The organism is Bradyrhizobium ferriligni (genome assembly GCF_056837965.1).
Genome location: NZ_JBXEJO010000089.1, coordinates 22,922 through 37,291 on the forward strand (window position 1 = coordinate 22,922; position 14,370 = coordinate 37,291).

The window sequence follows — 14,370 nt, forward strand, 5'->3', positions numbered from 1 at the left end:
AATCCCTGGACGATGCCGGGGTCGTCGCGGAAATCGGCTCGAATTCCCATGATGTTAGGACAATCCGAGCGATGCTTAGGTTCAAACCGCCGGCGTACCTGTCGCGGCGCAGCGCCGGGCTCTCAGACGCTCGGCAAGGTGAAAACGCGCATCGCGCCGATACTCCTCGGTCGAGGCCCAGTTCGGCGAAACCCAGCTGGTCCATCCAAGTCGTCCGCTCTGCCCCAGCTTCATCGGGACGACCGCTCCCGCCGGAATGGCGAGTTCCACCTCCCACTCGAGTTCGTCGCCGATATAGAAGTAGACGGCGTCAGCCAGGGGCTCGGACAGGTTCGGCGCTTCGGTGGGCAGGAACTGCTCGTATTGTGCAAAATCCTTCACGAACACGCGAACCCTGATCTTGTCTTCGACGCTGAACACGCGCGAGCCCAGAAGCGCATCGTGACCGAGCTTGGCGTGCGTCCCGCCGAGCCGGCTGCAATGGCTTGGGTCGAACGGGAGCCAGGTGCCAACGAACTCGTCGATCTCGGCCCTGACTTCGAACAGCCCTTGCAGGAGCCGCGCCAGTCGCGATGCGGATTTCGCTCTGGGTGAAACCAGTCCGGCGAAACTCAGCTTCGCCATGTCAGGCACGGTATCCCGATTGGCAAAAATATCGGAGCCGAGGCCGGCGAAGGATCCGACATAGGCAATGAAGCGGTCGTCGGATGGGCGATCGTGCTGGGCGATCGGCCGTGCATCTGCCCAGGCTCGAAAGAACAATTGCAGGAAGCGCCCGTTCAGCAGATCGAGAAAGCGGGGGAAAGCGTCATCCCGCATCAACTGCCAGCCGACGCTCTCATCGGTGGTGGCCAGCGGCAGCGCGCCCTGCGGTCCGAGCAGGCCGAGGAATTTGACCAGGATTCGGAGCCTGCCATCACTATCGTCGACCGAGCTCAGATTGGAGGCGGGAAACTCCAGATAGGGCGTTTGACCGAGGTCGACAAACTCCTCGCGACGCGCTGCACTGTCGCCGATCCGCGGCCGATCCGGATTGCATCGCTCGAGCTGGCGGAGCGTCTGAAAGAAATCGAACCGCCAGGGCTCGGCCTTCATCTGGTCGATCAGCGTCACAGCGGCCTCCGGGTGCCCATGCGGGCAGGCCAACGCACGATCTCGCCGCGCTCCGGGGTCGAGATGACGGTCTGGGTGAAGGTGTTGAAGCCCGAATAGTCGGCGAAGAAGCGTTCCAGCACCGCCCCGAGCAGGAACACGCCGCTGCCCTCGAATGCCTTCTCGTCGAGCGTGACCGTGATCTCCAGGCCGCGCGCTGCGCCACTGCCGGTACGCTCACGCACCCGCCGCACCACGGGCTTGCTCTCGACGCTGCGCACGCCACGAATCTTTCGCTCCGTCGCGTCGTCGAACTGGTCGGCGAACAAGGACAGCATCTCGCGCAACGAGCCGGCGTTCTTGCCGCCGCTTCGTTCCACGAGGCCGAGATAGTTCAAACTCAGCATGTTGATCAGGCGCCAACTGACGACGCCGCTATTGGCGATTTCGCTGCGGCTGCGCAACTGCGCCACCACCGGCTCGCGCGGCCGGGTGGGACCGGCTATGCACATCAGCTCGAGCGAGGTGTCGTCGAGCAGGCGAAAGTCGGCTCCGCCTTGGCCGACCGGCAGATGTTCCGTGAGATGCCGGTTGGAGCACAGCGCCCGGACGCTCAGTTCGGCGGCGGATCCGCCGCCGCTCGGGTCGCCGGGCTCGAGCAGCGAAAGAAACATGTCCGTTCCGGTGTAGTCCGAGGCCGCGCCATAGGTCTTCTCTTCGACGGTGCGGCGCCGCGGCAGCCGACGAACCGTAAAGTAAAGTCCCTCGACCGATCCGGCTGTTCTGTCGACGGCGGCGGAGTACAACGGACGCACGCGGCGCTTGTCCTTTTCCGCCGGAAAGTGCGCGTAAACCTCCAGCACCTGGTGCGGCTCGTATTCGAGATAGCGGCTTCGGTCTGGTACCACGTGGTATTCGTAGGTATTCGACTTGATCGGGATGCGATCGCTGGTCTTCTCGAAAAGGTTGATCGCCGGGGCGGTGTAGAGACTGAAAGTATCCGTCCGGACCGAGGCGGCGAGTCGCGAGTTGTGCTCATCGAATGCGAAGACGATATCGATGGACTTGCTGCGCAACCGCGGCATCACAGCGCGAAGTTGCGTCAGATTGACGCCAAGGAACTTGCGCGGAAACACGAAATATTCCCGCAACAGCTCCGAGCCGCGAAAGACCCGGTTGTCGTTCGGAAACAGGGATTCGTCCTCGCTGAAGCCGACCTGCTGCACACAGTCGTTCGGAGCCCGGATGACGACCGGATCGCCGAAATCGTCGAGATAGCGAAAATAGAGTCCGACGCAATTCGAGGTCAGTTGTTCGTAAAGTGCGATGGCATCCGACTCGGCGCCGGTCAGGTAGATGGGTAGTTCGCTGGTGCGGCAGCCGGCGAACCAGGTGTCCGGCTTGTTGCGAGTCTCCGCATCCGCCGGCTCCTCGTCGAGCCGCGCGGCGGTACGGTGGGTCAAGGAGAGCCTGAGCCCGGCGATAACTTCTCCGCCGACTGGAATCCCGAGGGCCTGCAACGCGCCCGCGGTCGCAAAATATTCGGCGCCGGTGACGTCAAAGGGCCAAAGTACGATATCGCGGCAAAGCCGGAACCGGCAGGCGAGGCTCCGTTCCCTTTCGCGATAGCTCGCGTCGAAATAGGCGCCCCGCGCGATTTTCTTGCCGTCGCGCAACGCCGGATCGGCGTAGGTCGGCTGAATCTTGACCAGCATAGCGGACGGAGTTGGCGCGAGATAGTTCGGAACCAACTGCTCAAGCAGGTTCGCCGTGAATTCCGGAAACTCGTGCTTGAGCTTGAGCTGAACACGAGCGGCGAGAAATGCAGCGCCCTCCAACAGGCCTGAGATCATCGGATCTGAGCGGTCGCGGACCAGACCGCCGAGGCGCTCGGCGATGCCAGGATATTCCTCGGCAAAACCCTCCGCGTGCTCGTACAGCAGCGACAGTTCACGATTGTAAAAGTCGAGGAACTCGCGATTCATGCTATAATCGGTTGATCTGTATATCGCCGCTGTCGAGGTCGACGTCTGCGACGAATTCCACGGGCACGTTGAGCGGTTCGCATTTCAGGTCGGAATGCACGACGAAGCGCAGCTTGAGCTGCTCGGCGCCCACGGAGGTGTCGCGCCGCACCCGGATGGACTTGCGATCGAGTCTCGGCTCGTATGTCGTAAGCGACATGCGCAGGGCATCGCTGAGTTCCTCGTCGGTGACTTCGTCGATCGAACGGTTTGCGATATCGGGGAAACCATAGTTCAGGATCGAGGTGCGGACGCATCCGCGACCCGTCAGGTCAAGCGTCGATTCGAGGGCAATGGTATTGAGGAGTGTTTCGACGTCCTGCGAAACCTCGCGCCTTAGCAGCGTCTCCGAGATCGGGAAACGCCCCGCGCTGCGCCGTCCCGCTATGACTCGCTCGCCGAACTGATCCCGCAGTTCGAGTGGTTTGCGCGCATCGCGCGCGTCATGAGCCGCACGAAAGGCCAGCATCAATGGCGGAGAGAGCCGGTCCTTCCTTGGCGTAACGGTCATTGACGGTCCCCGTACAGCCGGCGCCGATTGCCGCTATGGACAACCGGCGCCGGGCAGGACGCTTGCGATCAGGCCCATTCCTTGTTGGCCGCAACGTCCCATCCGAACACCGGAGACGCGCCGGCGCCGCCTTTTTCGGTTTGGGTCTTGTAGGTCATTTTGACCTTCTGGAAATTCAGGCTGACGTTTTCGGTGAGGCGATCCTCGCCGTGCGATCCGCCCGTCGATACGCTGGAGACCAGAACGTGCTTCATCTCGATCTTGAGATATTCGAGCGGATGTTCACCGGCCTTGCGGACCGTGAGGACGGCGCTGTCGATGTGCTTTCCATTGGCGCAGACCTTGAAAAGCTCGGGTGTCGCCTTGTCCACGAAGTGGGTGAAGTGGAGGTCTTGAACGGCGACCTTGCCGGCGCCACCGCCCGACCCGCTGTGGAACGTGCCGCTTTGGCTCTCGCCGAACGACCAGCTCAAAATGTCGATTTCGTCCTTGTGTTTGTCGTCGAGCGACTCGCCCTTGATCGGATCGAGTTTCAAAAAGATGTCGACAGCCATAGCATAGCCCTTTCAAAATGCTCTGATGATAGACGGTTGCGATAGCGTGGCGTCAGGAGCTCGGGCCTGGCAGGCGCGAAACAAGACTGAGACCGACGTCCATCGCTTCCAATTGAAAGTGGGGACGGAGAAAGAAGCGCGCGTTGTAATATCCCGGGTTCTCCTCGTTTGCTATGACCTCAACCTTCGCAGCGGCCAGCGGCTTGCGCGCTTTCTGAGCTTCTGACGACAGGGCCGGATTGGCATCAACGTATTCGTTGATCCAGGTCTGCAGCCAGACCGTCAGCTCATCCTTTTCCTTCATGGATCCGATCTTGTCGCGAACCATGCACTTCAGATAATGCGCAAAGCGGGATACTGCGAACATGTAGGGCAGACGTGACGACAGGTTGTCGGACGCCGTTGCATCCACGCCCTTGTCGCCGAAATACTTCTTCGGCTTATAGAGCGACTGGGCGCCGATGAAGGCGGCCTTGTCGGTGTTCTTGCGATGGATCAGCGGGATGAGTCCCGCCTTTGCAAGCTCGTGCTCGCGACGATCGCTGATGGCGATCTCGGTGGGGCATTTCAGGTCGACGCCACCGTCGTCGGTCGGGAACGTATGCGTCGGCAGGTTGATGACCTCGCCGCCGGACTGGACGCCGCGGATGCGCGTGCACCAGCCGAACTCCTTGAAGGCGCGGTTGATGTTGACTGCCATCGCATAGGCGGCGTTGATCCAGCCGTATTTGTCACCGGTGTGCCCGTCCGTCTCCTCCTCGAAGGCGAACTCTTCGACCGGCTCCGACTTGGCGCCGTAGGGGAGGCGGCCCAGCGCGCGCGGCATGCACAGGCCGAGATAGCGCGAGTCGTCCTGATCGCGCAGTCCCTTCCATGCGGCGTATTCCGGCGTGTCGAACACCTTGCCGATGTCGCGAGGGTTGGACAGTTCGGTCCACGAGTCCATTCCCATCAACGTAGGCTCGGCGCCGCTGAAGAAGGGGGCGTGCGCGGCGCCGGCGATCTTGCTGAGATCGCGGAGCAACTGCACGTCGGTGGGGAGGTGGCTGAAATAATAGTCGCCGATCAGGCAGCCGAACGGCTCGCCGCCCAGTTGGCCAAATTCGTACTCGTAGATCTGCTTGAACAGCGGGCTCTGGTCCCAGCGCGCATCGGGATAAAGCCGCAGGTTCCGATACAGCTCGTTCTTGGAGACGTTCATCACCCGGATCTTGAGATTGGCGTCGGTCTCGGAATTGAAGACGAGGTAGTGGAGGCCGCGCCAGGCACTTTCGATCGCTTGGAATTCGGGCGCATGCAGGATCTCGTTCATCTGCGCGGTCAGCTTCTGATCGATCCGCGCGATCATCTCCTCGATGGTGTCGAGCACGTCCGACTTGATGACGCTCGTATCCTTCAGCGCTTCCTGAACGAGCGTGGACACCGCGTTCTCGACTTCGGTTGCCGCACGTTCGGTGCGCGGCTTGAAGCTTTGCTTCAGCAGGGCGGCAAACTCGTCAGCCTCGACGGTCCCGACCTTGGTGGTGGTCTCTTTGTGGATTGCTTCTTTTGCCATGGTCCCCATTCCTTCCCTTAGCTGTTGGTGTCGGCGTCGGTGGACTGGCTGGTCGCGCGCTCGCGCAGTGCGGCCATCAGTTGAGGATCGGCGAGGAGTTTCTTCAGCTGGTCCTCGGCGCCCACCTTGCCATCCATGTAGCGCAGCAGGTTGGCGAGCTGTTCACGCGCTTCGAGCAGCTTGGCCGTCGCCGGCACCTGGCGGGCGACCGCCACCGGCGTGAAGTCGGAGATCTTGTTGAAGCGCAGGTTGACGGAGATCTTTTCGTCAGACCCGTCGCTGAGAAGATTGGCGACGCGCGCCGTCACGCCGGGCTGGATCGCCGCCATGCGGTTGTCGAAATTGTCCATGTCGAACTCGAGGAACTTGCGCTCCTCGACCTTCGTCTTTTCGACGCCGGGGTTGTTGCCGGAAAGATCGGACAGGACGCCCATGACGAACGGCAGCTCGATCAGCCGCTCGGCGTCGTAGGGATCTTCGTAAGTGATGTGCACGCGCGGTGCGCGGTTTCGGCGAATGAATTTTTGACCGCTGTCGGTTGCCATTGGATTGCCCTCTTCACAAAAATCTCTGCGGAAGCCGACTTGCGCGACGCAGGCAGGGAAGTGCCTCGGTCTTTCGTCGGCGGAGCTTCCTTCCGTTCAGTTAGTCCCCTCGAACGGAAGGCCGGTTCAATTCGATTTATCGATCGTCTTCAGAGCGCCCTCGGGCAGCACTTCGTTCAGCAGGCTGAGGAAGTCTCGCTGTGCGAGTTCGCGTGCGCGATCGACCAGGAACGGGATCGGGCTGGACGGCTCCGCGGCCCGGAAGAAAGACGCGACCTTGCTGAGCAAGTCCAACGCCTGCGCTCTGTTTTCTGCCGCAAAAACAGCATCTTGAGCCTCGTTTTCGGCCGCGGATGGGAGCGAGGTGGCGAATTCCGCCATGCGTTCGATCGGCAGGTCGAAGACCTTGTCGCGACCGATATTGATGGCGGCGGTCTCCACGTGGGCCGGCATCAGCATCCGCATCACTTCGATAAACGATTTGCCAACCATGCCCTGCGCCTGCCGCACCAGCAACAGCGCCGGGCTCGACGGTTCCTTTCGAGCGAAGTAGTCGGCAGCCGCCGCCAGCGCCGCGGATGCCTGTCCGGGTGAGGTCACTGCGCCGGCGATTTCAATCGGAAGCTGCGGGCCGTCTTGAGTAGTCGCGTCCGGGGATGGGACAGTTGCAGCCGGATCGCGTGCGGTGACCAGCGTGGCGAGCCAGCTGGCCATGCCATTCGCGACACCCGCCAGCCTGTCGAGGCTGATGGGTTGCCCCGAGTTCAACTTTTCGTGCCAGACCGATTTGATGCCCGCGATCTCGACAGCGACCGCGGAACAGCGGGCGCTCACCGCCTTGAGGGTGTCGAGATCGGTCTCGCTGATGATGCGCTCGATGGTTCCGAGATCCGGCATGTCGACATCGGCATCGGCGGCGGGAATTTCGCCCTTGGCAATCTGATAGGCACGGTAGTTGAGGCTGCCGTGCCTTCGATTTTCGATCAGGGGGAGGAATTGGAGCGGGTTGATCACCGTCGGAAACACGTCGATCGCCTCGATGGTGACGGCCCGAAAAGCATAGTCGCCGTCTTCGCCCCTTGGGTGAACCGTTTCCCACTGTTCGCGGAGCAGCAAAGTGGTTGCCCTCAGGCAGCTGAGGAAGCCATCGAGATCGCGGTTCAGGATGGAAAACTTGGCGAGCAGCATGGTCAGGCGCAGATCGCGGGTGCGAGCCAACAGGGGCTGCGCAGCGGTGAACTGGCCGGCAATATCGATGGCTTTTGGATCGAAGCGTCCGCGCTCTCCGTTCGCATTGACGACCTCGAAATACGACATCGGCAGCAGCGATTCCGCAGCTGCGAAGAAATTCAGGTACTGGACGTCGCCCGCCGCATCGAGGTCAGGCCCGCAGGGATTGTCTGGGTCGATGGGCTGGGTCAGGGATACGACGTCGAGCATGCAAAGAGGATCCGTCTGCGGGGCCCTGGTCCCTCCACCAGGTCCGTGACATCTGGCGGATCACGCGGGGGATCATGATCCGATTGACTGTTAGGTCAGATCAACGCCGGCCTCGGTTCATTCCCGGCATGATGGCGGTTTCCCGTGAACCAGCAAGCGCTTGGAACCGACTACATGAGTGCCGCAGCGGTTTCCTCGGGCGGGTGCTTTGCCGCGTCAGGAGAGGGCGACCCCGGGCGGACTTGTCGGCCATCCCACCGAAGGCCGGCTCGGATTTCGGTTGTTCGTGCTTGACCGCCTGATGCGTCGGTTGCGCAGCTGGTGCGGTCAACGAGGGAGTTTAACGCCCACATGGGCCAGCTTACCCAGGATACCCGCCTCTGCGAGCTCAAGACCCCCCTTGGCAAGGACGTTCTGGTTTTTGCCCGGTTCGAGGCCGCCGAAGGTCTGAGTGAACTGTTCGAATATCGCATCGAGTGTCTCAGCGAGGAGGCCGACCTCGACTTTGACCGGGCCATCGGCAAGCAGTGCACCCTCACCATCAAATTGCACGAGAAGGAACGCGAGTTCAGCGGCATTCTCACGGAAGCCCAATGGCTGGGGGTGAAGAACGACTATTTCAGTTACCGGATCGTGCTGAAGCCTTGGTTGTGGCTGCTGTCGCGGACCACCGATTGCCGGATCTTTCAGGACAAGAAGGCGCCCGATATCATCAAGGAAGTCTTCAACGAGCGCGGCTTCACGGACTATGAGTCCAAGCTTACCGAAGAGGGCTCATGTCCGAAGCTCGAATACTGCGTTCAATATCGCGAGACCGATCTGGATTTCGTGTGTCGGTTGATGGAGCAGCACGGGATCTACTACTTCTTCAAGCATGAAGGCGGCAAGCATACGCTGGTGCTGGCTGACTCCAAGTCCTCGCATAACCCCATCAACGGTCTCGCCAAGATCCCCTACATCCCGCTCACCGGCTCCGACCGTCGCGGCGAGCAGCATATTTATGAATGGGCTTCCGAGCGCCGGTTCCGCACCGGGAAGATCGAGCTCAACGATTACAATTACCAGAAGCCCAACGCGCAGATGATCAGCGACGCCAAGGGCTCCGAGCACTACACACGATCCGAGATGGAGTTCTACGACTATCCCGGCAAGTTCAAGGAGAAGTCCGACGGCGAGCGATACGCGAAGATCCAGCTCCAGGCCGAGCAGGCGATGGATCGGCGCCGCCGGGGCAACGGCGACGCCGTTAATCTGTTTCCCGGCGGACTAACCAAGCTCGAGAAGCACTCGAAAGACTCGCAGAACGTCGAATATCTCGTGGTACGAGCCGCTCATTCGTTTTCCATCGAATCCTATCGCACTGGCGGCCCCGGCGACGCCGGACAGCACGTCTACTTCGGCAGCTACGAATTTCTGCCAAGCGATCGGCCGTTTCGATCCCCCATGACGACGCCGAAGCCGAGGATCAACGGCATTCAGACAGCCAAGGTGGTGACCAAGGACGACAATTCGAGCGAGGAAATCGACGTCGAGTCGCTGGGCGAAATCTATGTTCGCTTTTTCTGGGATCGGAAGAAGAAGCGCTCGTGCCGGTTGCGCGTGGCGCAAGTCTGGTCCGGCAAGCGCTGGGGCGGTCAGATCATCCCGCGCGTCGGGCAGGAGGTGGTCGTGGAATTCCTGGAAGGGGATCCCGACCGGCCCTTGGTGATAGGGACCGTCTACAACGATGAATACAAGCTGCCTTACGACCTGCCGTCCAAGAAGACGATTGCGGGTCTGAAGTCCGACTCGACCAAGGGAGGCGGCGGTTACAACGAATGGAACTTCGAGGACAAGAAGGGGTCCGAGAAGATCACTGTGCACGCCGAGAAGGACTACGACGTCACGGTCCGCGACACCGAGACCAGGACCATTGGCGAGGCCGCGTTCGGCGGCGATACCCGCAAGACCACGCTCAAGAACGGCAACGACAAGCTTGATATCCAATTGGGCGGTCAGCACGTCAAGCTGGCGCTGGATCAGTCCGTCGATGCGGGCTTGAGCATCACCCTCTCGGCCAACGTCAATATCACCCTGCAGGTTGGTCCAAGCCAGATCATCCTGTCTCCGGCCGGCATCGTCATCAACGCGCCGACCATCACCATGACCGCGCAGGCCGCCATGGCGCTCGCGGCCGGCGGCCCGTTGGTTGCCCACGGCACGCCAACCATTGTCGGCTGACAGCCATGAATCAGGTTCGGTTCAGCACAGTCCACGATCTGTTTGAAGCCTATCCGCTGGCCCGGTACGACGTCGGCAAAGCCGCTCCGGACAAGTTGTCGTTGGATTTCCTGCAGGAGGCGGCCGATGCTGGCAACTGGCACCAGGCTGTATCCTTCTGCGCGTACCTGCTCCCCAGGCGCGTGGCCGTCGCCTGGGGGTGTCGCTCGTTGCGGCAGATGTTCGACCATTTCGACGGCAATGAAGGCAGGTCGCTCAGCTTTGCCGAGACCTGGGTCCGGCAGCCGGACGAGCAATCGCGCAACAAGGCTTTGGCGGTCGGCAATGCCAACGATCCCGAGCAGCCGGCGACCTGGCTGGCGCTGGCGGCGGGTTGGTCTGGCGGAAGCGTGGTTCCCGCGGAATTTGCACCGGTCGAAGCCAAGCCGGATCAGACGGCGCGAGCGGTTCGCGCAGCCCTTTTGATCGGCCTCTGCCGGCTTACCCGCGAGTCCAGGGACCGGATAATGACGGCCTGCCTGGAGGATGGTATTCAATTGGCACGCGGCGAACCGCGCCCTCCACGCTGACGAGACGATGTGATGGTGCTTCGCTTTAACATCGAGAACGAGCCGAACCTTCCAGACGGCGGCCCTGTGTCATTTACCGTCACCGGAAGGCGTTCGGTCGACATTGGCCGGGACCGCCATCTCGACTGGACATTGCCCGATCCGGCGCGGATGATTTCGGGGAAGCATTGCGAGATCCATTATCGCGACGGCGGCTACTGGTTGCACGACGTCTCGACCAACGGCACCTTTCTCAATGGTGCCGACCAGCGCATACGGGGAGCGCATCGGCTGCGCAACGGCGATCGGCTCGTCATCGGCCACTATGTCATTGGCGTTTCGCTGGACCTGGATGAGCCTGCCGAGGGCACTCCGAGCCATGGCGCGCAGCAGCAAGCTCCGCTCGCTCAGCAGCAAGCTCCGCTCGCTCAGCAGCACGCCGATTACCAGGAACTGTGGGCTCCCGGTCGCGACGTGCCGCCGCCAATCGACCCGCAGCAGCTGCGAAAGCCGCGCGAGGCCGCGCGGCCCGTCAATCCGGAATTCCTGGACTGGGCAGCGAGCGTTCCGCCGGCGGGCGTCGATCCTGTCCGGCATTCGCCACAGATGCCTCAGCGCGAGCCGCCGCTGCACGACGACATGAGCTGGGCAGCGGGTCCGGTTGCCACGCCAAAACCGCCGGTCGATGTGCTGCACGCGATGCCGACGCCGCGCCGACCGTCGGTATGGGCCGACGACGAAGCGGCCGTCCCGCCACCGCCGGCTCCCTCACCGGCAGGGCATGTGGGAGCGCCGCGGCCGCAACTGGCCGAGCCGGCACCGGCCACGGCCGCGTCGATCGGCAATCCCGAGTTTGCGCGCCTGGTCGCACGTGCTGCCGGACTGCCGGACGGTTTCTTTGCCGACAAGACCGAAGCCGAACTTGCGGAACAGCTTGGCGTCATGCTGCGCATGACCGTGGAAAACCTGATGGCCCTGCTGCAGGCGCGGACCCAGGCCAAGCAGCTGACGCGCAGCACCAGCCAAACCACCATCCAGGCCATCGAGAACAATCCGCTGAAATTCTCGCCGACCGCGGAAGACGCGATGCGTATCCTGTTCGGGCCGCCGACGCGCAGTTACCTCGACGCGCCGCATGCCTTCGCCCAGGGCTTCAAGGACCTCAAATCCCATCAATTGAAGACCTATGCGGCAATGCAGCATGCCGTCCGGGGACTGATCGCCAGTATCGATCCGACGCTGATGGCGCGCGAGCTCGAGCTTCAGCGCGGCGCGCGGTCCTTGTTTGGCTCGAACAAGAGCAAGCTCTGGGACGAATTTTTGACGCGCTGGAACGCGCATCTCGGTCGCGACGAAAGCGCGCCGATCGATACCTTCATGCTGCATTTCTCCGAATATTACGACCGCGCAGACAAGCCGGGGTCAAAGTGAACTGTCGGTGACGATGCAGTCGCCGATCATTGCCGAGTGGATGTAGGAATGTCCTGGTACAGCAAAGTTTTCTGGTCGGAAGGTCTGTTCCTGCGGCCGCATCATCTGCAGCAGAACGATCGCTATCTCGAGCATCTGCTGGAAAAGCGCGTTCGCTACACGACACCGTACCCCTGGGGCTTTGCCCAGCTCGAGATCGATAACGATCTTACCCAGCAGAGCAAGTTCGCCGTGCGCAGTGCGACCGGCGTCATGCCGGACGGCACGCCGTTCGATATTCCTGCCGACAGTCCGATCCCGGAAGCCATCGAAGTGCCGGATTCGGCCGCAGGCCAGATCGTCTGGCTGATGATGCCGGTCGCGGCGCCCAATACGCGGGAGGTGGATGAGGATCGCACCGACAGCGCAAGTCGCTACGTTCGGACTGCCGAAACGTTTATCGATTCAACCTCGGCGCTGCGCATCGAAGAAGAGATCGACATCGTCTATCCGCGGCTCTCGTTCGAGCTGCGCAAGACGAGCAAGCCGGGATACATGGGTCTCGGCATCGCTCGTATCCTCGAAGTGCGCGATAAGAATATCCTGTTCGACGACAAGTTTGTGCCGCCGATGCTGGTCTGCGCCGCGCATCCGGTTGTCGATGGCTGGCTCAATCGAATCATTGGCTGGGTCGAGACCAAGCTCGACGAGTTGGCGCGCTACGCGGTCGATCCTTCGTCCGGCGGCGGCTTGCAGAGCGTCGATTATCTCGTGCTGCAGGTGCTCAACCGGACCATTCCCGTGCTGACTCATTTCAAGCGGTCCGGCAGCGTACATCCCGAGCGGCTGTACGAGGAACTGCTGCGGTTTGCCGGCGAGCTTGCGACCTTCGCGACCACCGAACGGCGCGCACGGGACTACCCGGCATATGATCACGACAACCTCGAATACGTCTTCACGCCCCTGGTGCGCGACATCCAGGATTTCCTGAGCGCGCGGCTGGGCAGGCGGGCGATCCGTCTGGAGATCATCGAACGCGCCCAGAACGCATTTGTATCGCCGATCCGCGATCGCGCGCTGTTCCGGAATGCGACCTTGGTGCTGGAGGTCGCCGCGCGGCGGCCCCTCGTGGAGATTCAGAATGAATTCCCGCACCTGTTCAAGGTCGGGCCCAACACAAAAATGACCGAGATCGTGCACGCAAACCTGCCGGGTTTGACCCTGGTGCATCTGCCGACGCCGCCACCGCACATCCGAGCCATCACTGACCACGTCTATTTCTATCTCGATCGCAAGTCGCCGCTATGGCCCGAGTTCAGCACGGCGGCCTCGATCGGGATGCATTTTTCCGGCGACTGGCCGGAGCTTGAGTTGTACCTTTGGGCCATCCTGGAAGAGCGGCCATGACCGACAGGGACAAGCCGGTTAATCCTTTCGGTCGGGGTGAGCGGACCATCATCCGTCCGAACCCCGGCGGGAAGATGCCGCCGGCTCCGGCTCCTCAACCTCCGGCAGGCGAGGGACCTGCCAGCCGTCCAGGGTACTCGCCATCGCCCATGGCTACGCCGGGTGGCCCTTCGCCACCGCCTTCATTCTCTCCCACACCGCAGGGCGCAAGCTACGCGGCCCCGCCGACCAGTCAGCCGTCAGAGGAATGGATTTCGACACCGGCGCCGGCTCAGGCGCCGCAACCGATCCTGCCGCCCGGACCGCCCTTGCGTGTCGACGATCTGGTTGCGCCAAACGCCAATCCGGTGATGCGCGCCGGCGGCCCTCTGCTGCAGTTGCTTGGCCGGTTGCGCGTCGCGTTGATGCGGGCGTCATTCGCGAGCCTGATGGAGCAGGTCGCCGACGCCATCAAGTTCTTCGAGAAGGATATCCGCTCGGCGGGCATTTCCGAGCACCAGGCCAATACGGCGAAGTATATCCTGTGCGCGACCGCCGACGATATTGTGCAGCACATACCGACCGACGATCGACACGTCTGGGCCCAATACTCGATGCTCAGCCGTTTCTTCGGCGAGCGCGTGGGCGGCGTACGCTTCTTCGAGATTCTCGACCATTTGAAGACTGATCCGCTGGTCAACTATCCGGTGCTCGAACTCCAGCACGCCTGCCTTGCGCTCGGATTCCAGGGCATTCACCGGACGTCGCCCGGCGGGCTTGCGAACCTCCAGGTGATTCAGCGCAACCTCTATGAAACGCTACGCCGGGTTCGGCCCAAGCCGACCAATGATTTGTCGCCGCACTGGCGGGGCCAGGCCTTGGCCGGTCGGCGGAAGCACTTGCGCATTCCGGTTTGGCTGGTGGCGGCCGTGGTCGCCGCGCTGCTGACGGGATCCTATTTCGTTCTGCGAACGTTGCTGGCTGGCCGTGCAGAGGATGCTGCGCAAGTCGCGCTGGCACTGCATCCCGGCGATCCAATCGAGCTCAAGCGCCGCGTCGTTGCGCCGCCGCCACCACCGCCTCCG

General features: G+C 62.1%; 12 protein-coding genes. 5 read left to right on the forward strand and 7 right to left on the reverse strand.

The features are described 5' to 3' along the window. Positions 1-81 precede the first annotated feature (81 nt). From tssG to AC1VNY_RS36885, 7 genes are all read right to left on the reverse strand, one after another. Positions 82-1,146: a type VI secretion system baseplate subunit TssG gene (gene tssG, locus AC1VNY_RS36855; RefSeq protein ID WP_482408845.1), complete on the reverse strand. Its 1,065-nt coding sequence runs from the start codon at positions 1,144-1,146 to the stop codon at positions 82-84. After that, complete coding sequence (gene tssF / locus AC1VNY_RS36860) at positions 1,110-3,077, reverse strand: type VI secretion system baseplate subunit TssF (RefSeq protein ID WP_482408846.1); 1,968 nt, start codon at positions 3,075-3,077, stop codon at positions 1,110-1,112. The genes tssG and tssF overlap by 37 nt, the downstream gene beginning before the upstream one ends. A 1-nt stretch (position 3,078) precedes the next feature. Next, positions 3,079-3,627 carry a type VI secretion system baseplate subunit TssE gene (tssE, locus tag AC1VNY_RS36865; protein ID WP_028339373.1) on the reverse strand — a complete coding sequence of 183 codons (549 nt, stop codon included), beginning with the start codon at positions 3,625-3,627 and terminating at the stop codon, positions 3,079-3,081. 68 nt (positions 3,628-3,695) lie between these two features. Continuing rightward, positions 3,696-4,181, reverse strand: coding sequence for an Hcp family type VI secretion system effector (locus AC1VNY_RS36870; protein ID WP_482408847.1), 486 nt, complete (start codon positions 4,179-4,181; stop codon positions 3,696-3,698). Between the two features lie 52 nt (positions 4,182-4,233). Further along, positions 4,234-5,736, reverse strand: a complete 1,503-nt coding sequence (gene tssC / locus AC1VNY_RS36875) for a type VI secretion system contractile sheath large subunit (RefSeq protein WP_018272201.1) — start codon at positions 5,734-5,736, stop codon at positions 4,234-4,236. Between the two features lie 17 nt (positions 5,737-5,753). After that, the gene (gene tssB, locus AC1VNY_RS36880) at positions 5,754-6,281 is read right to left on the reverse strand and encodes a type VI secretion system contractile sheath small subunit (RefSeq protein ID WP_482408848.1); all 528 of its coding nucleotides are present in this window, start codon (positions 6,279-6,281) and stop codon (positions 5,754-5,756) included. A gap of 126 nt (positions 6,282-6,407) precedes the next feature. Next, complete coding sequence (locus AC1VNY_RS36885) at positions 6,408-7,721, reverse strand: type VI secretion system protein TssA (RefSeq protein WP_482408849.1); 1,314 nt, start codon at positions 7,719-7,721, stop codon at positions 6,408-6,410. A gap of 351 nt (positions 7,722-8,072) precedes the next feature. On the opposite strand from AC1VNY_RS36885, the gene AC1VNY_RS36890 reads away from it, so the two are divergent. From AC1VNY_RS36890 to icmH, 5 genes are all read left to right on the forward strand, one after another. Then, on the forward strand, positions 8,073-9,941 hold the full coding sequence (locus AC1VNY_RS36890) for a type VI secretion system Vgr family protein (RefSeq protein WP_482408850.1): 1,869 nt from the start codon (positions 8,073-8,075) through the stop codon (positions 9,939-9,941). A gap of 5 nt (positions 9,942-9,946) precedes the next feature. Further along, positions 9,947-10,510 carry a DUF6931 family protein gene (locus AC1VNY_RS36895; RefSeq protein WP_225160378.1) on the forward strand — a complete coding sequence of 188 codons (564 nt, stop codon included), beginning with the start codon at positions 9,947-9,949 and terminating at the stop codon, positions 10,508-10,510. Positions 10,511-10,522: 12 nt separating this feature from the next. Next, the gene (gene tagH / locus AC1VNY_RS36900) at positions 10,523-11,920 is read left to right on the forward strand and encodes a type VI secretion system-associated FHA domain protein TagH (protein ID WP_482408851.1); all 1,398 of its coding nucleotides are present in this window, start codon (positions 10,523-10,525) and stop codon (positions 11,918-11,920) included. Between the two features lie 48 nt (positions 11,921-11,968). Then, entirely contained in the window at positions 11,969-13,306 is a 1,338-nt protein-coding gene (tssK, locus tag AC1VNY_RS36905) for a type VI secretion system baseplate subunit TssK (RefSeq protein WP_028339365.1), read from the forward strand. Further along, a partial coding sequence (gene icmH / locus AC1VNY_RS36910; protein ID WP_482408852.1) for a type IVB secretion system protein IcmH/DotU occupies positions 13,303-14,370 on the forward strand: 1,068 nt, incomplete at its 3' end. The genes tssK and icmH, both read left to right, overlap by 4 nt.